The following is a 19,852-nucleotide window of genomic DNA, read 5'->3' on the forward strand; positions in this document are numbered from 1 at the left end:
GGCGCCTGTGTTCGAGATTTCAACAGGCGATCGGCATGACGAACACAGGCTAGCCATAGAGGTTTGGCCGGGCAATGGGCAGAGGCAGAGCGGGCGGAAACCGACGAGCCCACCAGGGCACGTCGGTGATCACCGAATACGCCGCCGGAGGCTCATCGCCGCCCCCGTACCGCCCCCAGCTCCCCCCTCAGCCGCTGTGCCCGCAGCACCAGCTCCAGTTCGAAGCGGCGGTCGGGGTTGTCGATCTCGTCGCCCCAGAGTTCACGGATCTGGCGGAGGCGGTAGCGGACCGTCTGGGGGTGGACGCCGAGGCGGGTCGCGACCTCCGGGGCTCCGCCTCTGGTCTCCAGCCAGGCCAGGAGCGTTTCCGCGAGGCGGCGGCCGTGGGTGGGGCCGCAGTGGGTCAGGGGGGCCAGGCAGCGGAGGGCCAGGTCGTCGATGAGTTCCTCCGGCTGGAGGAGGACCAGCGCCTCGGTGTGCTCGGTGCAGTAGAGGACCTCGCCCATGGGGAGCAGCTCCCGTTCCATCAGGCGTACCGCCGCCTCGGCCCAGCGCAGCGACTTCGCCGCGTCGGCGAGCGGTACGGGCGGGCCGATCGCGCCGGACCAGCCGGCCAGGGCCCGGTGCAGCAGCTCGGGGCGGCCCGCCGCGCCCGGGTCGGGCACGACCATGCGGGGCTGCTCGTACTCCATGTCGAGCAGCACCCCCTGGTCGACCGCGGGCGCCATGGCCTCCCGGGCGGGGCGCAGCAGGACGCCGACGGCGACCTTGGCCGGCAGGGGCCAGCCGATCCGGGCGGCCCGTTCGGTGAGGGCCTCGGCGGGGTCGCCGCGGTGGTGCTCGGCGAGGAGCAGTTCCATTAATCGGCGCTGCAGGCGCAGGCGTTCACCGGCCTGGCGGGCCGCCGCCTCGGCGTAGCCGCGTACGGACTGGTCGACGAGGCCGTCGAGGTACTCGTAGCCGGCGTCGACGAGTTCGTACATCGCCGGCGGCGGGATCTCCACACGCTGGCCGATGTCGGCGAAGCGGCGCCAGGCCAGGCGTACGCCCATGCGGTAGATGGCCTGGAGGGAGTCGAGCGAGCGGCCGTTCAGGCCCTCGCCGCGGCCGAAGTCCTGGAAGACGCCGGGCGGGACGGTGGGCCGGCCCTCCGAGTGCTCCAGGTGCTGCACGAAGACCTCGATGGCGCGGCGGATGCCGACCAGGGCCATGGGCTCGCCGGAGTCGTCGAGGACGAAGGGCAGATGGGGATACTCGCGCTGGATCTCGCCCAGGATCTCCTCGGCGAGCGCGGGCGCCTCGGCCATGGCGATCGCCGCGAACCGGCGCACCTGGAAGCGCGGTACGTCGTGCCAGGCCGAGCGTGTGGTGACGGTTCCGGTGCGGGCGGCTGTCACCGTCAACTCCCCTGGCCCGCTTGCTCGTACGTGATCAGGGGGGTGTTCGGCTGGTCGGGTGTGGCCTGGAGCAGCGCGACCACGCCCAGCGCGGCGCCCACGGCAAGGGCGGCGGCGAGCGCGACGGTCAGCGCGGCAGCGAGCAGTCTGGACATCGCAGGGTCAGCCTCTCTGTCCGGATTCGTCCGGAGATCATCCGGAGGTTTCCCCACCCCGGCGTCCCGTCCCTGCCTGTCGCGCCCAGTCTCGACAAGCATTGACACCCCGTCAAGAGCCGCCTACGGTTCCCGGCCCAACCGCACGCGCTGATTCCTCCGCCGTGTCGGCCCTCTCGTACGTCGAGCCGTCCCAAGCCACTGGAGTGCCCGGATGCGCCGTACAACCTCTCCGTTTTCCCTGGTCCTGCTGGGTCTCGGCACGTTCCTGCTGGTGCTGGCGCCCCTGCTCGCCTGGTATGTGCAGCCGCGTGCCGCGGTGAATCCGATCGACATCGACACGACCGCCGTCTACACCGGCCGGGGCAGCGTCTTCGACACTGACCGGATCGAGACGGTGCCCGACCGGAAGATCACCGTGACCCAGCGGGTCCGGGGCAATGTCGAGGACAGCGAGCGCAGCGGCAAGGCCGTCTGGGACGTGATCACCACGGTCGACACGGACAAGTCGCTGCCGGCCGCCGATCCGCACGACGCGCTGGACTTCACGCCGCACCGCTGGGTGATGGACCGCGAGACCACCCGGCCGGTGCACTGCTGCGGGGAGAAGCCGTACATCGAGGGCGAGGCCTATCTGAAGTTCCCCTTCGACGTGCAGAAACGCTCGTACCAGTGGTGGGACAACACCCTCGGCGACACGGTCGTCCTGCGCTACCGGGGCACCGAGAAGATCCAGGGCTACACGGGCTACAAGTTCACCGGCTCGGTGCCGCCGACCAGGACCGGCACACGGATGGTGCCCGGCAGCATCGTCGACCAGCGGGACCGGCCGCAGGTGCTGGCCGAGGAGTGGTACTCCAACCACGGGTTCGAGCTGGTCGTCGACCAGGCCACCGGCCGGGTGATCTACGCGCAGACCGGGCCCAGGCGGACCCTGCGGGCGCCGGGCGGGAAGAAGGACGCGGCGGTACTGCTGGACAGCCGGAAGGTCTCCTTCACCACCGCGACGCAGAAGGAAGCGGTGCGGCAGGCGAAGCGGGACAGCGGCCAACTGCGGCTGGTCGGCGTGACGTTGCCGATCGGGGCGGCCGTGACCGGTTTTGTGCTCGCGGTGATGGGTGGTGTTCTCGTGGCGCGTGGGCGGAAGGAGCCGGAGCAGCCTGTTCCGTCCGAAACGCCCGATACACCCCAGCCCACCCTCACGATGTGATGTGACGTCAGCTCTAACAAAGCCCGAAATTGTCACGCCGGTGAGTAGCCCTGGCGATCGTCCGGGCGAAAACTGTCCAACCCCACCCCAGCACATCCCGTCCACACTCCCCTCCCAGGAAGAGCTCAGGCCCCCCACAGGCCGACCTCTTCAAGACTCCCCTTCCAGACTCCCGTTCGGAACGAACCCCCCACGTTTTCCCACGTTGAGTTCCGCACCCCGAGACGAGTTGGAGCACCCATGCCCCAGCACGTACCGTCCCCGCTGCGCGCGTCCCTCAGCGCGCAGCGACCCCTTCCGGCGCTCCCCCCACATCCGCGCCGGATCGTCTTCCTCGCCCATCGTGATCTGGACAACCCCTCCGCCGGCGGCTCCGAGCTGCTGGTGGACAAGCTCGCCGACGGGCTGACCCGGCTGGGCCACCAGGTGACCCTGCTGTGCGGAGGCCCCGCTGCCTTCCGTGACTACCGGGTCGTGTCGGCGGGCGGCCCGTACGGGCACTATCTGCGCGCCCGTTCCGCCTTCGCCCGCCAGATCGGCGACTGCGATCTGCTGGTCGAGGTGTGCAACGGCATGCCGTATCTGGCGCCCCTGTGGCATCGCGGTCCCACGCTGTGTCTGGTCAACCACGTCCACACGGATCTGTGGAAGATGCGCTTCGGCGGGCCGCTGGCCCCGGCGGCGCGGATCGGCCGAAGACTCGAACACTGGGCGCTGACCGGCGCGCAGCAAGGAAGCCTGATGGTCGCCGTGTCCTCCTCGACGGCCCACGCGCTGCGGGCGATCGGGGTCGAGCGGGACCGTATCCGGGTCGTGCACAACGGTGTCGAGGAGCCGGGGCCGAGAGCCGAGCGCTCGGCCGAGCCGTTGTTCGTCGCCGTCGGGCGGCTCGTCGAGTACAAGCGGATCGATCTGCTGCTGCGGTTGTGGGAGCGGGTGCGGCCGGTGACCGGCGGGCGGTTGGTGATCGTCGGGGACGGGCCGGAGCGCGAGAGGCTGGAGCGGCTCGCCGGGCCCGGTGTGGAGTTCACCGGGTATGTCTCCGAGGCCGAGAAGCACCGGCTGCTGTGTGCGGCCTGGTTGTTGCTGCATCCCTCCGCCGTGGAGGGGTGGGGCCTGGTCGTCACGGAGGCCGCGGCCCGGGAGACCCCGAGTGTGGCCTTCGATGTGCCCGGGCTCAAGGACTCCGTCGTGGACGGTGAGACCGGGGTTCTCGCACAGGGTGAGTCGTCGTTCGCCGCGGCATGGTGTGCGCTGGCCCTGGCCGGGCGGGAGCGGGAGTTGATGGGGAAGGCGGCGCGGGACCGGGCCGCTTCGTACCGGTGGGACCGTACGGTGCGCCAGTTCCGGGTGGTGGCCGCGGAGGCGGTGAGGGGCTGGGGGCCGTGAGGCGGCTTACGGTGCGTCGTGGCTGGTCGCGCCCACGCGGCGGAGCCGCACATGTCTCAGCCCCGCGCCCCTTGACTACGTTGAAAGACCCCTCGTTTCGAAGATCTCTTGCCCTGTTCCGTGCCTTCCTCCACGAGCAGGACGATCCCGAATTCTGCTACTCGCTGCTCGCCCGTGACGCCGTCGATCAGGTCGAGGCCTACGACGGGCCCGTCGCCGGGCGTACCGTCCTGGACGTCGGCGGGGGCAGTGGCTACTTCACCGAGGAGTTCCGGCGTCGCGGTGCCCATGCCTATCTGTTCGAGCCGGACATGGCCGAGTTGGGTGAGAAGCCGCCCGACGGCGCGGTGGTCGCCGACGGGTATCTGCTGCCCCTGCGGGACGGCATCGCGGACGTCACCTTCTCCTCCAACGTGCTGGAGCACGTGGCCGATCCGGAGACCTTTCTCAGTGAGCTGGCCCGGGTGACGCGCCCGGGCGGGCTGATCTATGTGTCGTTCACCAACTGGCTGTCGCCGTGGGGCGGGCACGAGTGGGCCCCGTGGCACTACCTCGGTGCCGAGCGGGCCCGCGCCCGCTACCTGCGGCGGACCGGCCGGCCCGCCAAGCACACGCTCGGCGAGAACCTGTTCGCGGTGCACATCGGCTCCACCCTGCGGCAGGTGCGTGCCCGCGACGACGTCACGGTCGTCTCGGCGCGCTCCCGCTACTGGCCCTTCCTCGCGGAGACCGTCGTCAAGGCGCCCGGGATCCGCGAGTTCGCCACCTGGAACCTCCTCCTCATTCTGCGGCGGTGTCCTACATGACAACCACGGTCCAGGCTCCTCCCCCGGCAGCCGTTCCTACCACCGCGACCGCGGCGGGTCCCCCCGAGGGCCCGCGGTCGCGGCGCTGGCTGCTGGGTTTCTGGGCCGTGATGTTCGTGTTGTTCCTGGTGGTGCAACCCGGGCGGCAGACCTTCGACACCAAGCTGGGCGTCACCGTCGATCCGGGGCAGTTCCTCGCCGATCTGGGCCAGTTGTGGCACGACCGGGCCGGGTTCGGCGGGATCCAGGACCAGTACGTCGGCTATCTCTGGCCGATGCTGCCGTTCTACTGGCTGTGCGACCTCGTACAGCTACCGGTGTGGCTGGCGGAGCGGCTGTGGATGTCGGTCGTCGTGTCCGTCGCCTTCTGGGGTGCGTTGCGGCTGGCCGAGCGGCTGCGGGTGGGCAGTGGCACCTCCCGGCTGCTGGGGGCCCTGGCGTATGCGCTGTGGCCGGTGTTCACCACGGTCATCGGGTCGACGTCGGCCGCCGCGCTGCCCGGCGCGTTCCTGCCGTGGGTGCTGCTGCCGCTGACGAACGAGCGGTACGCCGCCCGGGTCGCCGCTCTGCGGTCGGCGCTGCTCGTGCCGTTCATGGGCGGGGTGAACGCCTCGGCGACCCTGGCCTCGCTGCTGCCGGTCGGGCTCTATCTGCTCTCCCGGCCGCCCGGGCCCCGGCAGCGCAAGCTGATCGCCTGGTGGGCCCCGGCCGTGATCGTCGTGACGGCCTGGTGGTGGGTGCCGCTGCTGCTGCTCGGGGTCTACGGCGAGAACTTCCTGCCGTACATCGAGACCGCGCGGACCACGACGGACACCATGTCGGCGACCGAGGCGCTGCGCGGCGCCGGCAACTGGGTCGCCTATCTGCACTTCGGTGAGGCGTGGCTGCCCGCGGGGTGGGCCGTGGCCTCGTCGGTCGTCGTGATCGTGTGCTCGGCGCTGGCGGCCGGGCTGGGGCTCGCCGGACTCGCCCGGCGGGACCTGCCCGAGCGGCGGTGGCTCGTGCTGACCGTGCTCGTGGCGGCGCTGGTACTGCTCGCCGGGTACGGCGGGGCGTTCGGGGCGCCGTTCCACGGGGTCGTGCAGGGCTGGCTGGACGGGTGGCTGTCGCCGTTCCGGAACATCTACAAGTTCCAGGCGGGGCTGGCGCTGGCGCTCGTGCTGGGCCTGGTCCACCTGGTGGGTGTGGCCTCGGAGCCGCGCGGGGCCCGCCCGGTGCGCGGCCGGCGTCTCGCCCCGCTGATCGCCGCGGTGCTGATCCTGCCGGGGCTGCTGCTGCCGTATCTCAACGGCTCGATCCTCAACGCGGGTTCCTTCCAGAAGCTCCCGACCTACTGGCAGGCCACGGCCGACTGGCTGGAGAAGTACTCCCCCGACTCCCGTGCCCTGGTCGTCCCGGCGACCGCGCACGGCATGTACACCTGGGGCTCCCCCATCGACCAGCCGCTCGACGTGCTCGCCGAGTCGCGCTGGGCGCAGCGCGACTACGTTCCGTTCGGCACGCCCGGCAATCGGCGCGCGATGGACGCCGTCGAGCAGGCGCTGCTGACGGGAGGCGAAGTCCCCGGTCTCGCCGACTACTTGAGCCGGGCCGGGCTGTACTACGTCGTCGTACGCAACGATCTCGATCCCGATCAGATCGGCGCGGTGCCGACCTCGACGGTCAAGCGGACGCTGGAGCAGTCCGGGTACGAGCGGGTGACGGGGCTCGGTCCTGTGATGACCGGCGGGCGGATCGCGCAGGACGCCCCGCTCCAGGTCGAGGGCCTGTATCCGCGGCAGCGGGCGGTGGAGATCTACCGGCCGGCCGGGGACGACGTGATCCGGCCCGGGCAGGCCGGGCTCACCCCGGTCTCCGACACGGCCGTGGTGTCCGGCGGCCCGGAGGCGCTGCTGCCGCTGGCGTCCCGGCTGCGCGGACGGGCGGCCGTCCTGACCGGCGACAACCATCCCGGGCTCGGCACCCCCGCCGTGCAGGTGGTGGGCGACGGGATGCGGCGCGCCGACACCCGGTTCGGCCTGGTCAACGCCGGTACGTCGTACACGTACACACAGGACGAGCGCAACGCTCCCGACGCCCAGCAGGACCCGGGCGAGCGGCCGCGCCAGATCCTGCCCGCCGAGGGGACCGACCACCAGACCGTGGCCGAACTGCGCGGCGCCGACTCGGTGACGGCGTCCTCGTACGGCAACTGGCTCTTCCACCTGCCGCAGTACGACCCGGTGAACGCCTTCGACGGCAACCCGGACACCGCGTGGGCGGAGGGCGCGCCGGACACACCGGACGGGCAGTGGCTGCGCGTCGGCTTCACCGGCCCCTACGACATGCCGTCCTCCTTCAAGGTCACGCCGTTGCCGCAGGAGAGCGTGCGGGCGGCGGCGACGAAGGTACGGGTGGAGACCGAGAAGGGCTCGAAGACCAGCTTCCTCCAGCCGAACGGCAAGACGCAGCGGATCAAGGCGCCCGAGGGCACGAGCCGGTGGATGAAGCTGACGATCGTGGACTCGGTGGAGCGCCGGGCCGGTCTGACGGGGGCGGGCTTCTCCGAGATCGACCTGCCGGACGTGCAGGTGACCCGGCTGCTGAAGCTGCCGACGGACGCGGACAACGCCACCGCTCCCGCCACCCTGGTCTCCCTGCACCGCGCCTCCGACCCGACCGGCCTGTCCGCGGTCGGCACGGAGGCCGGCCTGCACCGCCGCTTCACGACACCGGCCGCCGGGACGTACGAGGTGAAGGCGAGCGCGGTGCCGGTGCCGGGCGAGGAACTCGACCGGCTGCTCTACGAGGTCGCGCCCGAACAGCAGACCAGGATCGTCGCCACCGCCGACTCCACGGCGAGCCTCGGCGCGGGCCTGACGGCGCGCAACCTCACCGACGGCGACCTGACGACGGCCTGGATCGCGGGCGACCGGCCGGCGATCCACCTGAGCTGGGAGGGCAAGCAGGCGGTGGGCGAACTCGTCCTGGCTCCCGCGGGCGGCCTGTCCACCCGTGCCTCCCAGGTGCACATCAGCTCACCGGACGGCGCGACGATCGCCGGAGTCGACGAGAACGGCTGGGTCCGCTTCCCGCCGATCACCACGGACCGGCTCGACATCACGGTCACCGAGACCGCCCCGCTGACCCTGCACAACCCGGTCGCCGACGAGGACCTGCGCCTCCCGGTGGGCCTGACGGAGGCATACCTCCCGGCCCTCGACCAGTACCGCACCCCGCAGCCGGACGGCACCCGGAAGTTCTCCCTGCCGTGCGGGAAGGGGCCGGACGTGGCGCTGGACGGCGAGCTGTACCAGACGGGCGTGAAGGGAACGGTGCGGGATCTGGTGGAGCGGCGGGGCGTCGAGGTGACGCTCTGCCAGGAGGGCCGGGGCGACTCGGAGGTGCGGCTCCCCTCCGGCGAGCACCGGCTGGAGGGCGGTGACGCGGGCCCGCTCGCGCTCACGGACGTGACCCTGACCCGCGGAACGATTCCCGAGGCCGCGGCGGCCGGGCGTGAACTGGGGGTCCGGGACTGGCTGGGCGACCGGCGCGAGGTGACGGTCGGCTCGGGCGCGGCCTCGTACCTCACGACGTACGAGAACTTCAACGACGGCTGGAAGGCCACCCTGAACGGCAAGGAGCTGACCCCGGTGCGGCTGGACGGCTGGCAGCAGGGCTGGCGGGTCCCGGCCGGGGCGGGCGGCGCGGTCAAGCTGTCGTACGAACCGGCCACCACGTACGACGCCGGGCTGATCGGCAGCGGGGCCGGCATCGCGGTGCTGCTGGGCCTCGCCCTGTGGCGCCGCCGCGCCCCCAACCCCGACGCGCCTCAGCCGGTCCCGCCACTGCCGGGGCTGTGGCTCGGCGCGGTGGCGCTGACGCTGGTCGGAGCGGTGATCGCGGGCTGGTTCGCGCTGCTGGTCCCGGTGCTGGCGCTGCTGGCCTCGCGGCGGCACGCCCTGCTGGTGCCGATCGCGTTCGTGGCGCTGGCGGGAGCGGGGGTCGCTGCCGCGATCGGGGCCGGGGAGCCGGTGGGGTCGGGTACGGGCGCGTTCGGGCATGTGGCCCAACTGCTGGCGCTGATCGGCCTGTTCGCGGGTCTGGTGAGTCTGCGCGAGCCCGCCCCGGAGAGGACCGAGCCCGTATGACCCCTCCGATCCGCATCCCGTTCCCGGTGGTGGACGAGGTGTCCCGGCACTGCCTCCAGGAGGAGGAACCGGAAACGGTCCACATCGAGGTCCACCTCCCCGGCCCTCTCGACGAGCCCCGCCTGCGCAAGGCCTTCACGGAGGCCCTGCACCGGCATCCCCGGATCCTGATGCGGGAGGCGAGGGGGCCGTGGTTCCGCCGCCGCTACGAATGGGAGCTGACGCGCGAGCCGGACACGGAGGTGGTGACCTTCACCCCGTCGGGCCCGCGGGCCTTGCAGGACGCCAGGACGAGGGCGCTTGCGGAGGCACCACCCCTGTCGATGTCGCCGCCGATCCGACTCGAAGCAGTCGGCTTAGCTGCGGGCGATCGTGCCGCTGGGGCGGCACGGGTGGGCGCAGCGGCACCCCGCCGGCGCGGGCGAGCGCCCCAACCCGACCCCGGCCCCGACGCCGGCACAACCCAAGGCACCGTCCTCTTCCTCACCATCAACCACACCGCCCTCGACGGCCCGGCCTGCCTCCGCATACTCGCCACCGCCGCGGAGCTCTACGGCGGCAGGGACAACAACCCCGCCGCGCCCCCGACCCGCCCCGCGGAGCCCGCACAAGAGCCCCCGGACACGCCGACCAACTGGTCACCCCCCGCCCGGGTGGCGCAAGGCACCCCCGACCCCTCCCCGGGCAACGGCATGCTCGTCACCGAACTCCCCCTCCCGCACCGCCCCAAGGGCTCGCCCTACACCGTCAACGACCAGCTCATGGTCACCACGGCCCTGACCATCGCCCACTGGAACCGGGAACACGGCGCCCGCCCCCGCCCCCTGCGCATCACCATGCCCGTGGACGACCGCCCCCGCGACACCACCATGCCCATCGGCAACGGCACCCGTCTGGTCGAAGTACCGTTCGCGCCAGGGGAGCTGAAGGCCGAGATGCCCACCCTGCTCCGCCGGACCGCGGAGCGGACCCGCGCGCTGAAAGCCCTGCCCCGCCCCCAACTGGGCCACGGGGCCGCGCTCCTCACCACCCCCTGGGCCCCGGTCGCCGCCCGCGCCGCCCTCACCCGCGGCCTTCGCAGGGCCGCCGCGCCCTGGACGTCGACGACCCTGCTCAGCAACATCGGCCGCATCCCGTACCCGCTGGACTTCGGCGAGGAGGCGGGCCGCGCGCACGCGGTCTGGTTCTCGGCCCCGGCCCGGATGCCGCGCGGCCTCACCGTCACCACCGCCTCCACCGCCGGCCGTCTGCACCTGGCCCTGCGCTGGTCCCGGGCCCTGCTCAGCCACGGCGACGGCGCCCACCTCCGCGACCTCTTCGAGCACTATCTGCACACCACGGAGGTGACCCCGTGACGCCGACGACCACGACGACCACCACCCCCGGATCCCCGCCCCGCGACCTGCGCGACTTCTACGAGAACCCCGCCGTGCCCGTCGCCTCCGGCACCCCCCGCAGCCTCCGCCAGGCCCGCATGCTGGCCCGGGCCCTCGGCCCGGCCGCCGAAGGCACCCGCACCGTCCTCGACATCGGCTGCGGCGACGGCACCGCCGCCGCCACCGCCGCGCCCCTCCTGCCCGGCCACCGCGTCATCGGCGTCGACTGGTCCCAGGACGCCCTCAGACGCGCCCGCACCCGCATCCCGTACGCGATCCGCGGTGAACTCACCGGCGGTGGGCTGCCGTTCGCCTCCGAGGCGGCCGACGCGGTGCTGTTCAGCGAGGTGATCGAGCACCTCGTCGACCCGGACGCCGCGCTCGACGAGATCCGCAGGGTCCTGCGGCCCGGCGGGCATCTCATGCTGTCCACCCCGAACCTGGCCGCCTGGTACAACCGCGCCCTGCTGCTCGCCGGTGTGCAGCCGGTCTTCTCGGAGGTCAGTCTGCGCGGCATCCACGGCCGCCCGGGGAAGGAGGTCGTGGGACACCTGCGCCTCTACACCGCCCGCGCGCTCAGGGAGTTCGTCGCCGCGTCCGGATTCACGGTCGTAGGGCTCGAAGGCGCTCCCTTCCACGGCGTACCCCGACCGCTGCGGCCGCTCGACCGGCTCGCCTGCGCCCGGCCGCGGCTGGCGTCGATCCTGCTGCTGCACGCCAGGAGGACGTAGCCCATGTGGTGGGGAGTGGCCGCGGCCCTGCTGGCGAACGTCCTGTACAGCACCGGATTCGTCCTGGAGAAACGCGCGCTCGCCGCCCTGCCGGAAGTGACGATCCGGCAGCCCGCCCGGCTGCTGCGCCTGGTGCTCGGCAGCCCGCTGTGGATCGGCGGTTCGCTTTCGCTCGCGGCCGGGTTCGGCGCCCAGCTCGCGGTGTACCGGACGCTGCCGATCGCCGCCGCGCAGGGCATCTTCGTCTCCGGCCTGGTGCTGCTCGTGCTGCTGTCGGCCCGGCTGCTCGGCGAGGAGACGACCGGCCGGGAGCGGTACGCCCTGGGCGCGATCCTGCTCGCGCTGCTGATGGTGGTGCTGTCCCTGCGCGAGGGCTCGGACTCCGTCAGCCAGGAGGCGCCCTACCCGCTGATCCTGCTGGTGTGCGTGCCGTCGCTGGCGGCCGGGGTGTGGCTGTACGGCTCCGCCGAGCGGCGCGCCCGCAACCGGCACCGGCGCCCGACGACCGGCGTCGAGTACGGCGTGGCGGTGGGCCTGCTGTACGGCGTCAGCTCGCTGGCCATCAAGGGTGTGTCGAGCCAGCTGACGACCAGCGGGATCGGCGGCGCGGTCCTGGATCTGCTGGCCTCCCCGTATCCGTATCTGCTGCTGTTCACCGGTGTGTTCGGCCTGGTGATGTCGCAGGCGGCGCTGCAGCGCTGCCGGGCCTCGCTGATCGTGCCGGTGTGCACGACCGTGACCTGCCTGTTCACGGCGGTGCTCGGCACGCTGTCGTTCGGCGAGGCGTTGCCGGACGAGCCGCTGCGGCTCACGCTGCGGGTGGCGGGCACGACCCTGGCCGTCGCCGTACTGCTGACCATGCCCAAACACGACTCCGCTCCCCAAGAGCCCGCCCCAGCCAAGGAGTTGGCATCCCCATGAAGCCCGACGACCCACTGCTGAAGATCCTGGCGTGCCCGCTCGACAAGGGCCCGCTGCATCTGCTGGCCGAGGAGGCCGAGCAGGAGGAGTCCCTGTACAACCCGCGGCTGCGCCGCCGCTATCCGATCCTCGACGGCATTCCGCAGCTACTGCCCTCGTCCGGGGAACAGGTGCCGGACGACGAGCACGAGGAACTCCTCAAGAGGATGGCACCGTGACCAGCCTGGCAGCCCGCCTCGCTCCCCTCCTGCCCACCCGTCTGGTGGCCGCGACGGCCCGGGCCCTCTATCCCCGGTTCGAACCGGAACTGGCCCGGCTCGCCGAGCTGTGCCCGCCGGGCTGCGGTACGGCGGTGGATGTCGGCGGCTGGTACGGCCCCTGGACGCACCGCCTCTCCGGCCGCGCCGAGCAGGTCGTGACGATCGAGCCGGTGCCCCATCTGGCCCGGCTGCTGGCCGCCGCCGGCCCGCCGAACGTACGGGTGGTCCGTGCGGCGGCCTCGGACCGCCCGGGCCTCGCCCGTCTGTGGCTGCCGTCGGACGACTCGGGCGACCGGGGCGTGTCCTCGCTGGTCCGCCGTGACATCCACGGCCGGGCGCTGGACGTCCCCTGCGTCACGCTGGACGAACTGGGGCTGCGCGACGTCGGCTTCATCAAGATCGACGTGGACGGCAACGAGCCGGCGGTCCTGCGCGGGGCGACGGGTCTGCTGGCCCGCGACCGCCCGGCCCTGTTCGTGGAGCTGGAGTCCCGCATCCAGCCGATCGCCCCGGTGGTGACCTATCTGGCCCTGCTGGGCTACGACGGCTGGGTGCTGCCGGGCGACACCTGGGTGCCGCTGGCCGAGTTCCCGTTGGAGGACCACCAGGCCGACGCCTCCTACGTCGTCTCCCACGGCCTGCTCCGCCGCGTCCTGCCCTCCCCTCTGCTCAGGGGCCCGCGCTACGTCAACTCGGTGCTGTTCCTGCCCGACGGCCGCCGCCCCGGTTCGGCCCCGGTGGGCGACGATGGTTCCCATGTCCTCCGGAAAGCGCCCCGCTAGCCCCTTCACCCCGCTCGATTTCCAGCTTGTACTGCTGCGCCGCATGGCCGACCACAATCCCGGCCTGGTGGAGGACGCCCGGCACGAGCTGGGAGTCTCCCTCGCGGACATGCGCGAGGCGAACAAGCGCTGGCAGGCGATGCTCCGCTCCCCGCGCTCCCGCCCACCCCTGTCCCGCTACCGGTCGGTCCTCGGTGCGGCGGAGTCCCGTACCGCCCGCCGCATCGGCGATCTGGACTGCGAGGCGTGGCTGTGGCCCGTGCCGCTCTGGCCCGCCCTGCGCTTCGAGGTCCTGACCGCCCCGAACGGCGCCGTGTGGAACGAGTGGCTGGTCCGCGCGCCGGGCGCCGAGGGCCCCGAGCTGAGTACCCTCGACGATCTCGCCCCCTGGTCCTGCACGGTCGACGAGGCGGCCCGCGCCTTCGCCCCGGCCCGTCCTCTGGAGGGCACGGCACCGACCCGATGGGGTCTGGCGTTCACGGCGCCGGACGGAGCGGGGGTGCGGCGGGAGGCCGTCGCGGAGTTCACGTGGGGCCTGCTCCAGCGGGTGGCCGTCACCGGCGGTCAGGACTGAGGGGCTCCGGCCCGGTCGAGAGCCGGGAGGAACTGGTCGTAGAAGGCGGTCTTGAGGTGCAGGGCCCGCTCCTCGGTCTCCCTGAAGGCGTCGGAGTTCCGCCCCCGCGCGAGGAGTTCGCTGATCCGGGTGGCCAGGCGGTCGGAGTGCGTGGCCGACAGCAGGGAGACGGCGGTGAGGGGGTGGGCCTTGGCGTCGTGGACGTAGTGCGGGTAGTAGAAGCGGGAGCGGTTGCGCCCGCCGTCGCCCGCCAGCACCGGGGCCATGCGCTGCCACAGGTGCTCGTACTCGACGGACACCAGGACCTCGCCCCAGAACCGCAGGAAGGTGAGCAGCCGCAGATCGGCGTCGTCGCTCCCGCCCACGTCGGCGATCAGCGCGAAGGCGTCCTCGACGGCCCGCCGGGTGGCCTCCGTCGGCCGCGAGGCGACCAGCTCCTCGCGGGTGATGCCCAGTTGGAGCAGGTCCTCCTTCATGTCCTCGCGGTGGGACGGGGTGTGGCCGCGGCCGTCCGGGTACTCCTCGCGCAGGATGGCCCGGGCGATCCGCAGCCCCGCCTCGTCGCGGAGCAGGTCGATCGCCAGGTCGTACGAGGGCGTGAAGGCCAGGGACACGAAGCGCCGCTGGAGCAGCAGGGCGGCGAAGTCGGCGTCCGGGAGGCTCGCGGTGCCGGCCAGCACGGGGTGCTGCCGGAACCGCTCGATCAGGGCGTCCTCGAACTCGTCCAGGTCTCTCATGTGCGTACCCCTTCCACGGGTCACTGGGTCGTGTCGACCGACCTGCGCCAGTCGTCCAGGTCCACGTCACGGCCGATGCGCCACAACGTGTCCAGCTCCTGCTGGATCTCCCCGCCCATCACGGTGCCGCCGCCCTCGATCTCCAACTGGGTGGAATCGATGGCCAGTCGGCCGTGCAGGAAGGAGCTGACCAGGTAGTGCTCGTCGGCCTTGTAGACGGCGATCGACGGCAACGCCTGGTAGACCCGCACCTGCAACCGTGCCCGGTCGTCGTCGCGCACGCTCTGGAAGAGGGCGGCGAGGGTCGACAGACAGCGGGCGACGCCCGCCTGGACGTCCTCCTCCAGGGCGGGGTCCCGCAGGCCGCGCAACGCCTCGTTGCGCAGGTCGGCGACCGGCGAGGAGGGGTGCAGCAGCAGGACCCGCACCCGGACCCGGCGGTCGACGATGGCCTGCTTCAGCGCCGACTCGAACCGGTGCACGTTGGGGATCCACGTCTGGAGGATGGTGACCTCGCGGTCCGCGCCGTTCAGGAACCCCTCGAAGGTCTCCTCGGGGAAGCGCCGGTGCACCCGCACCACACCGCCGTAGTGATCGTGCTTGAGGTCGCGCGCGAGGGCGTCGATGTCCAGCTTGGACAACTGGGTGCTGATGTTGTCGAGCGCCTTCAGCCGGTCGATCTCGAACAGCAGGAACAGCGTGACCGTGCTGAGGATGAGCAGCGTGAGCTTCGGAACGGTGTCGCCGGCCAGACCGTCGAGCAGGTCCACCTGGTCGGCCAGGGTCACGGCGATGCCGACGGTGGCCGTGAGGCCCAGCACGATGCGCTCGGCCCAGTAGCGAAAGCTGCTCCCCATGCCCACTCCAGCGTGCGGCTCGACGGCGTCGGCGACGACCGTACATCGCGAGATTGGGCCAAGTGGGGGATATTGGCCAGTAGTTCGCCCGGATACATGACCCTCGAGAGCGCAGACGTGAGTCCTAGGGACGGTCGGACCGCGCGGCCTTCGCGGGCACGCACCGCCAGGCGAGGGCCGCCGCGGCCAGATAGGCCAGCGCCCCGATGAACATGCTGGTCCGGATGCCGGTGCCGTAGTCGGTGGCCGAGGCGAGCAGGCTGCCGCCGAGGGCCACGCCGGTGGCGCTGCCGACCTGGCGGGTGGTGTTGAACAGGGCGGAGGCGGCCCCCGAGTACGCCTCGGGGGCGGCGCCCATCACGGTGGCGGTCGAGCCGGTGAGGGCGAAGGACGTGCCGAATCCCGCGGCCATCATCGGCAGCACCAGCAGCGCGTAGGCGGGGTCGGCGCCCGCCGCGGCCCAGCCGGCCAGCCCGAGTGCGGCCAGGAGCATGCCGGAGACGACCAGCGGACGGTCGCCGGTGCGGCGGGTCAGCCGGCCGGACAGGACGGAGGCGAACATGGTCATCGCCACCGCCGGGAACAGCGCGAGCCCGGTGCCGAGGGCGCTGTAGCCGCGCTGGTGCTGGAATTCCAGGCTGGCGGTGAACACCATGCCGTAGAAACCGAAGTTGAACAGCAGGCCGATGACGGCTCCGCCGCTCATGGCGCGGGAGCGCAGCAGGCCGAGGGGCAGCACCGGGGAGCGGGCCAGCCGCTCGCGCAGCGCGAAGGCCGCGGCGGCCAGTACGGCCAGGCCCAGCCCGGCGAGCACGGCCGGGTCGGACCAGCCGCGGCGTCCGGCCTCGTTGAGCGCCGCCGTCAGCAGGGCCACCGCCGCCACGACCGCGCACTGCGCCGGCCAGTCCAGGGGCCGGTCGGCGCGCCGGGGCGAGCGGCCGACGCGCCGCAGGGTCAGCGCCAGGCAGGCCGCGCCGACCGGCAGATTGATGAGGAACACCCAGCGCCAGCCCGCCGTGGAGACGAGCAGCCCGCCCAGCAGCGGCCCGGCGGAGGCCGCGATGCCCGCCATCGAGCCCCACAGCCCGAAGGCCCGCGAGCGTACGGCCTGCTCGGGATAGGCCTGCTGGAGGAGTGCCAGGGAACCGGGCACGATCAGCGCCGCCCCGAGCCCCTCCACCAGCCGGGCCACCACCAGGAACGGGGCGCTCGGCGCCAGCGCGCACGCGGCCGAGGACACGGTGAACACCGCCACGCCCGTGCAGAACACCCGCCGGTTGCCCAGCCGGTCCCCCAGCGCACCGCCCGTCAGCAGGAACCCGGCGAAGACCAGGGTGTACCCGTCGGTGATCCACTGGATGCCGGTCAGCGAGGCCGACAGCTCCCGCCCGATCACCGGCACGGCGACGTTGATGACGGTCACGTCCAGGATCACCATGAAGTACCCGGCACACACCGCCAGCAGCGGTGCCCAGGACCGTCGCTCGGAGGGCATGGCCCTACCAGTACACCAAAAGCCTCACTGTGGGACGTATGCCCCACGCGTCGTCGCGATCAGCCGGCGGCGGCGAGAACCGCCTCCACCACCCTCGGCACGGACTCCGGGTGCAGCCACAGGAACAGATTCGGCTCGATCAGCTCCAGTTCCATGACGCACGGCTCCCCGTCCGGCCCGGTGACGAGGTCCACGCGCGCGTACAGCAGCTCCTGATCACCGGGCAGGGGCACGGCGGCCAGGGCCCGCTCGGCGACGGCCACTTCGGCGGGGGTCGGATCCCAGGGCTGAAGATCCGGGTGGGCGATCTTGTCGGCGTCGTACGGGGTGCCCGGCGCGAGGACGGCGCCCTTGCGGCTGGCGTGCAGCAGACGTCCGCCGTAGAACTGCATGGCCCGCTCGCCGTGCGTGTCGATGCTGGTCAGATAGGGCTGGAGCATGACGGTGAAGCCCTCGGCGTGCATCCGCTCGACCTGGCGCAGGGCGGCGTCCCGCTCTCCGGCCGGGTAGCGGGCGGCGTACCGGGCGCCGGCGCCGGAGGTGGGCTTCACGACGTACTCGTGGTCGTCGGGCAGGTCGACGGGGTCGCCGGGCGCGAAGTAGCGGGTGGGCACGGCCGGCACCCCGGCCTCCGCGAGCCGGCCCAGGTACCTCTTGTCGGCGTTCCATCGCACGATGTCCACGGGGTTGGCGAGCCGCGTCGCCTTCCCGCAGCGCTCGGCCCACGCCGTGAACTCCTCGGCCCGCCAGCTGTAGTCCCAGGTGGACCGTATGACGACGAGGTCGAACCCGGCCCAGTCCACGTCAGGGGCGTCCCAGTGCACGACGTCGGTCTCGGCCCCGGCCTCCCGCAGCGCGTCCGCCAGCACCGGCAGGTCCTGGTCCTTGCTCACGTCGCCGCCGGGGTCGTAGGTGACGAGCGCGATGCGCGGGGTGCGAGCCACAGCGACTCCATTCTCGTACGAATGCTCGCACGAACGATCGAAACCCGGTCCGGCGCAGGCTAACAATCCTCGAAGGAACCGCGACACCCCGTTTGACCTTCACCTTTGGTGAAGCCCCAGCATCGGTGGCGGAACCAAGGAGCGCGACGAGCGTGACGAGCGCGAGGAAGGCGGGGGGACGCATGGACATGCTGACGATCGGCGCGTTCGCGAAGGCGTGCCGGCTCTCGCCGAAGGCACTGCGCCTGTACGACGAGCTGGACCTGCTGCGGCCCGCCCGGGTGGACCCGGACACCGGATACCGGTACTACGCGGTGGCCCAGTTGGAGCAGGCCCGGCTGGTGGCGTGGCTGCGGCGGCTGGGCATGCCGCTGGCCGAGATCCGCCGGGTGGGCCGGCTGTGCGCGCTCGACTCGACGGCCGCCGCCCGCGAGATCCGCGCCTACTGGGCACGGGTCGAGGCGGAGACGGCGGTACGGCGGGACCTCGCCGCGTTCCTGGTCGATCACCTGACGACGGACTCGCAAGAGCCAGGAAAGGACACCGCCATGCTGGAACTGCGTTACTCCGCCCACTCGGACGCCGGACGCGTCCGCCCCGCCAACCAGGACACCGCGTACGCGGGCACCCGGCTGCTCGCCGTCGCCGACGGCTTCGGACCGGCCGGCGCGCCCGCGAGCAGCGCCGCCGTGGAGGCACTGCGCTCCCTGGAAACGGACGAGGTCCCGGCCGGCGGGGTCCTCAACCTCCTGGAGGACGCGGTACGGGGCGCGGCCCAGGCCGTCCAGGACGTGGCCGACGGCGCCGAAGACATCGGCACGACCCTGACCGCCCTGCTGTGGACGGGCTCGCGGCTGGCCCTGGTGCACATCGGCGACTCCCGCGCCTATCTGCTGCGCGACGGCGAACTGTTCCTCATCACCCACGACCACACGGTCGTCCAGTCGATGATCGACGAGGGACGTCTGACGGCCGAGGAGGCCGTCTCCCACCCGCAGCGCGCCTTCCTCCTGAAGGCCCTGACGGGCGACGGGGCGACGGTGATCCCGGACCTCCGTCTGCACGACGCCCAGCCGGGCGACCGCTACCTGCTGTGCTCGGACGGCCTGTCGAGTGTCGTCCCCGAGGACCGCGTACACGACCTGCTCACCTCGCGGACCAGCCCGGACGAGACGGTCAAGGCCCTGGTCGGAGCGGCGAACAAGGCCGGCGGCCCGGACAACGTGAGCTGTGTGGTGGCGGACGTGGTGGAGCGGGCGGCCTGACCCGGACGGCGTAGAACCACGGGCCGTGACGGCTTCTTCGCCGAGCGAATCGCCCCGGCCGCCGCTACTCCTCCTCGCCCGGCTCCCAGTCCAGCAGCCGCACCTTCGCCACCGTGCGGACATGTCGGCGCATGGCCGTGGCCGCCTGGCGGGGCTGTTCCGCGGCGATCGCGTCGAGGATGGCCTGGTGCTGGGAGAGGGAGCGGGACGGGCGGCCGGGCTGGCGGAGCGACTCGGTGCGGCTCTCGGCGATCTGCTCGGCGATGGAGCGCATGAACTCGGCGAGCAGACTGCTGTGGGCCGCCGCCGTCACGGCCGCGTGGAACAGACGGTCGCCCTCCACGCCGTGACCGTCCGCCTCGATCTCCTCGGCCATGTGCGCGAGTGCCGAGCGCATCGCCGCCAGGTCGTCCTCCGTGCGCCGCTCGGCCGCCAGTTCGGCGAGCTTCGTCTCCAGCGCCTCCCGGGCCTCCAGGACATCCGGGAGGCGCCTGCGGCGTTCGACCATCCGCTCGACGGGCTCGGTGTCGAGACTGTCCCGCACGAGGTACGTACCGCCCCCGTGCCGGGCCTCCACCAGGCCCTGGACCTCCAGCACCACGATCGCCTGCTTCACCGAGGCCCGGCTGACCCCGAGCCGCTGCGCGAGATCACGCTCGGGCGGCAGCCGGTCGCCGGCGCGCAGCCCGCCCTCGGCGACGTACTGGCGCAGCCGCTCCAGCACCTGTTCGTAGAGGCGCTGTTTCGTCATGGGGCGCAGGGCGTCGGTCACGGAGTCCCCCTCTCGCCGGGAGCGTAACACCGGCCTGCCCGGTGGCCGAGT

The 19,852-nt window shown here is 72.4% G+C and carries 18 protein-coding genes; 11 read left to right on the forward strand and 7 right to left on the reverse strand.

Annotated features, from left to right (window positions below; translation table 11 throughout):
• Nucleotides 1-152: 152 nt before the first annotated feature.
• Nucleotides 153-1,397 carry a PucR family transcriptional regulator gene (locus tag ACFTZL_RS00095; protein ID WP_382576222.1) on the reverse strand — a complete coding sequence of 415 codons (1,245 nt, stop codon included), beginning with the start codon at nt 1,395-1,397 and terminating at the stop codon, nt 153-155.
• Between the two features lie 2 nt (nt 1,398-1,399).
• On the reverse strand, nt 1,400-1,552 hold the full coding sequence (locus tag ACFTZL_RS00100; protein WP_215121635.1) for a hypothetical protein: 153 nt from the start codon (nt 1,550-1,552) through the stop codon (nt 1,400-1,402).
• Between the two features lie 214 nt (nt 1,553-1,766).
• Between ACFTZL_RS00100 and ACFTZL_RS00105 the strand changes: the two genes are divergently transcribed.
• From ACFTZL_RS00105 to ACFTZL_RS00150, 10 genes are all read left to right on the forward strand, one after another.
• Nucleotides 1,767-2,762, forward strand: coding sequence for a DUF3068 domain-containing protein (locus ACFTZL_RS00105; protein ID WP_382576225.1), 996 nt, complete (start codon nt 1,767-1,769; stop codon nt 2,760-2,762).
• A 240-nt stretch (nt 2,763-3,002) separates the two neighbouring features.
• A complete protein-coding gene (locus ACFTZL_RS00110; protein WP_382576228.1) occupies nt 3,003-4,151 on the forward strand; it encodes a glycosyltransferase family 4 protein in 1,149 nt (382 codons plus the stop codon).
• 71 nt (nt 4,152-4,222) lie between these two features.
• Nucleotides 4,223-4,957: a class I SAM-dependent methyltransferase gene (locus tag ACFTZL_RS00115; RefSeq protein ID WP_382576231.1), complete on the forward strand. Its 735-nt coding sequence runs from the start codon at nt 4,223-4,225 to the stop codon at nt 4,955-4,957.
• Complete coding sequence (locus ACFTZL_RS00120) at nt 4,954-9,087, forward strand: alpha-(1->3)-arabinofuranosyltransferase family protein (RefSeq protein WP_382576234.1); 4,134 nt, start codon at nt 4,954-4,956, stop codon at nt 9,085-9,087. Before ACFTZL_RS00115 ends, ACFTZL_RS00120 begins: the two co-directional genes overlap by 4 nt.
• A complete protein-coding gene (locus tag ACFTZL_RS00125) occupies nt 9,084-10,442 on the forward strand; it encodes a condensation protein (RefSeq protein WP_382576237.1) in 1,359 nt (452 codons plus the stop codon). Before ACFTZL_RS00120 ends, ACFTZL_RS00125 begins: the two co-directional genes overlap by 4 nt.
• On the forward strand, nt 10,439-11,194 hold the full coding sequence (locus ACFTZL_RS00130; protein ID WP_382576240.1) for a methyltransferase domain-containing protein: 756 nt from the start codon (nt 10,439-10,441) through the stop codon (nt 11,192-11,194). Before ACFTZL_RS00125 ends, ACFTZL_RS00130 begins: the two co-directional genes overlap by 4 nt.
• Before the next feature lie 15 nt (nt 11,195-11,209).
• Nucleotides 11,210-12,115 carry a hypothetical protein gene (locus tag ACFTZL_RS00135; RefSeq protein WP_382576331.1) on the forward strand — a complete coding sequence of 302 codons (906 nt, stop codon included), beginning with the start codon at nt 11,210-11,212 and terminating at the stop codon, nt 12,113-12,115.
• Nucleotides 12,112-12,333, forward strand: a complete 222-nt coding sequence (locus ACFTZL_RS00140) for a Trm112 family protein (RefSeq protein ID WP_382576243.1) — start codon at nt 12,112-12,114, stop codon at nt 12,331-12,333. The genes ACFTZL_RS00135 and ACFTZL_RS00140 overlap by 4 nt, the downstream gene beginning before the upstream one ends.
• Nucleotides 12,330-13,157, forward strand: coding sequence for an FkbM family methyltransferase (locus ACFTZL_RS00145; RefSeq protein ID WP_382576245.1), 828 nt, complete (start codon nt 12,330-12,332; stop codon nt 13,155-13,157). The genes ACFTZL_RS00140 and ACFTZL_RS00145 overlap by 4 nt, the downstream gene beginning before the upstream one ends.
• The gene (locus tag ACFTZL_RS00150) at nt 13,123-13,731 is read left to right on the forward strand and encodes a hypothetical protein (RefSeq protein ID WP_382576248.1); all 609 of its coding nucleotides are present in this window, start codon (nt 13,123-13,125) and stop codon (nt 13,729-13,731) included. The genes ACFTZL_RS00145 and ACFTZL_RS00150 overlap by 35 nt, the downstream gene beginning before the upstream one ends.
• On the opposite strand, the gene ACFTZL_RS00155 is transcribed toward ACFTZL_RS00150, so the two are convergent.
• The 4 genes from ACFTZL_RS00155 to ACFTZL_RS00170 form a co-directional block, all read right to left on the reverse strand.
• Nucleotides 13,722-14,468 carry a hypothetical protein gene (locus tag ACFTZL_RS00155; RefSeq protein WP_382576250.1) on the reverse strand — a complete coding sequence of 249 codons (747 nt, stop codon included), beginning with the start codon at nt 14,466-14,468 and terminating at the stop codon, nt 13,722-13,724. The genes ACFTZL_RS00150 and ACFTZL_RS00155 overlap by 10 nt on opposite strands.
• 20 nt (nt 14,469-14,488) lie before the next feature.
• Nucleotides 14,489-15,325, reverse strand: a complete 837-nt coding sequence (locus tag ACFTZL_RS00160; RefSeq protein WP_382576253.1) for a hypothetical protein — start codon at nt 15,323-15,325, stop codon at nt 14,489-14,491.
• A gap of 124 nt (nt 15,326-15,449) precedes the next feature.
• Nucleotides 15,450-16,820 (reverse strand): MFS transporter, encoded by a 1,371-nt coding sequence (locus ACFTZL_RS00165; RefSeq protein ID WP_382576255.1) that lies wholly within the window; start codon nt 16,818-16,820, stop codon nt 15,450-15,452.
• Between the two features lie 59 nt (nt 16,821-16,879).
• The gene (locus tag ACFTZL_RS00170) at nt 16,880-17,764 is read right to left on the reverse strand and encodes a RimK family alpha-L-glutamate ligase (RefSeq protein ID WP_382576257.1); all 885 of its coding nucleotides are present in this window, start codon (nt 17,762-17,764) and stop codon (nt 16,880-16,882) included.
• Nucleotides 17,765-17,946: 182 nt separating this feature from the next.
• Here ACFTZL_RS00170 and ACFTZL_RS00175 point away from each other — a divergent pair, with 182 nt between their 5' ends.
• Nucleotides 17,947-19,029: a MerR family transcriptional regulator gene (locus ACFTZL_RS00175; protein WP_382576334.1), complete on the forward strand. Its 1,083-nt coding sequence runs from the start codon at nt 17,947-17,949 to the stop codon at nt 19,027-19,029.
• Nucleotides 19,030-19,093: 64 nt separating this feature from the next.
• Here the strand turns inward: ACFTZL_RS00175 and ACFTZL_RS00180 are convergent, their stop codons facing one another.
• Nucleotides 19,094-19,801 (reverse strand): FadR/GntR family transcriptional regulator, encoded by a 708-nt coding sequence (locus ACFTZL_RS00180; RefSeq protein ID WP_189724988.1) that lies wholly within the window; start codon nt 19,799-19,801, stop codon nt 19,094-19,096.
• Between the last annotated feature and the right edge of the window lie 51 nt (nt 19,802-19,852).

The organism is Streptomyces sp. NPDC056948, from assembly GCF_042674225.1.
GTDB classification, from domain to species: Bacteria; Actinomycetota; Actinomycetes; order Streptomycetales; family Streptomycetaceae; genus Streptomyces; species Streptomyces purpurascens.

Coding starts and splice junctions, on each gene's coding strand:
- ACFTZL_RS00100 (WP_215121635.1), bottom strand. CDS start 1,552: ATGTCCAGACTGCTCGCTGCCGCGCTGACCGTCGCGCTCGCCGCCGCC.
- ACFTZL_RS00105 (WP_382576225.1), top strand. CDS start 1,767: ATGCGCCGTACAACCTCTCCGTTTTCCCTGGTCCTGCTGGGTCTCGGC.
- ACFTZL_RS00110 (WP_382576228.1), top strand. CDS start 3,003: ATGCCCCAGCACGTACCGTCCCCGCTGCGCGCGTCCCTCAGCGCGCAG.
- ACFTZL_RS00120 (WP_382576234.1), top strand. CDS start 4,954: ATGACAACCACGGTCCAGGCTCCTCCCCCGGCAGCCGTTCCTACCACC.
- ACFTZL_RS00125 (WP_382576237.1), top strand. CDS start 9,084: ATGACCCCTCCGATCCGCATCCCGTTCCCGGTGGTGGACGAGGTGTCC.
- ACFTZL_RS00140 (WP_382576243.1), top strand. CDS start 12,112: ATGAAGCCCGACGACCCACTGCTGAAGATCCTGGCGTGCCCGCTCGAC.
- ACFTZL_RS00150 (WP_382576248.1), top strand. CDS start 13,123: ATGGTTCCCATGTCCTCCGGAAAGCGCCCCGCTAGCCCCTTCACCCCG.
- ACFTZL_RS00155 (WP_382576250.1), bottom strand. CDS start 14,468: ATGAGAGACCTGGACGAGTTCGAGGACGCCCTGATCGAGCGGTTCCGG.
- ACFTZL_RS00160 (WP_382576253.1), bottom strand. CDS start 15,325: ATGGGGAGCAGCTTTCGCTACTGGGCCGAGCGCATCGTGCTGGGCCTC.
- ACFTZL_RS00165 (WP_382576255.1), bottom strand. CDS start 16,820: ATGCCCTCCGAGCGACGGTCCTGGGCACCGCTGCTGGCGGTGTGTGCC.
- ACFTZL_RS00175 (WP_382576334.1), top strand. CDS start 17,947: ATGGACATGCTGACGATCGGCGCGTTCGCGAAGGCGTGCCGGCTCTCG.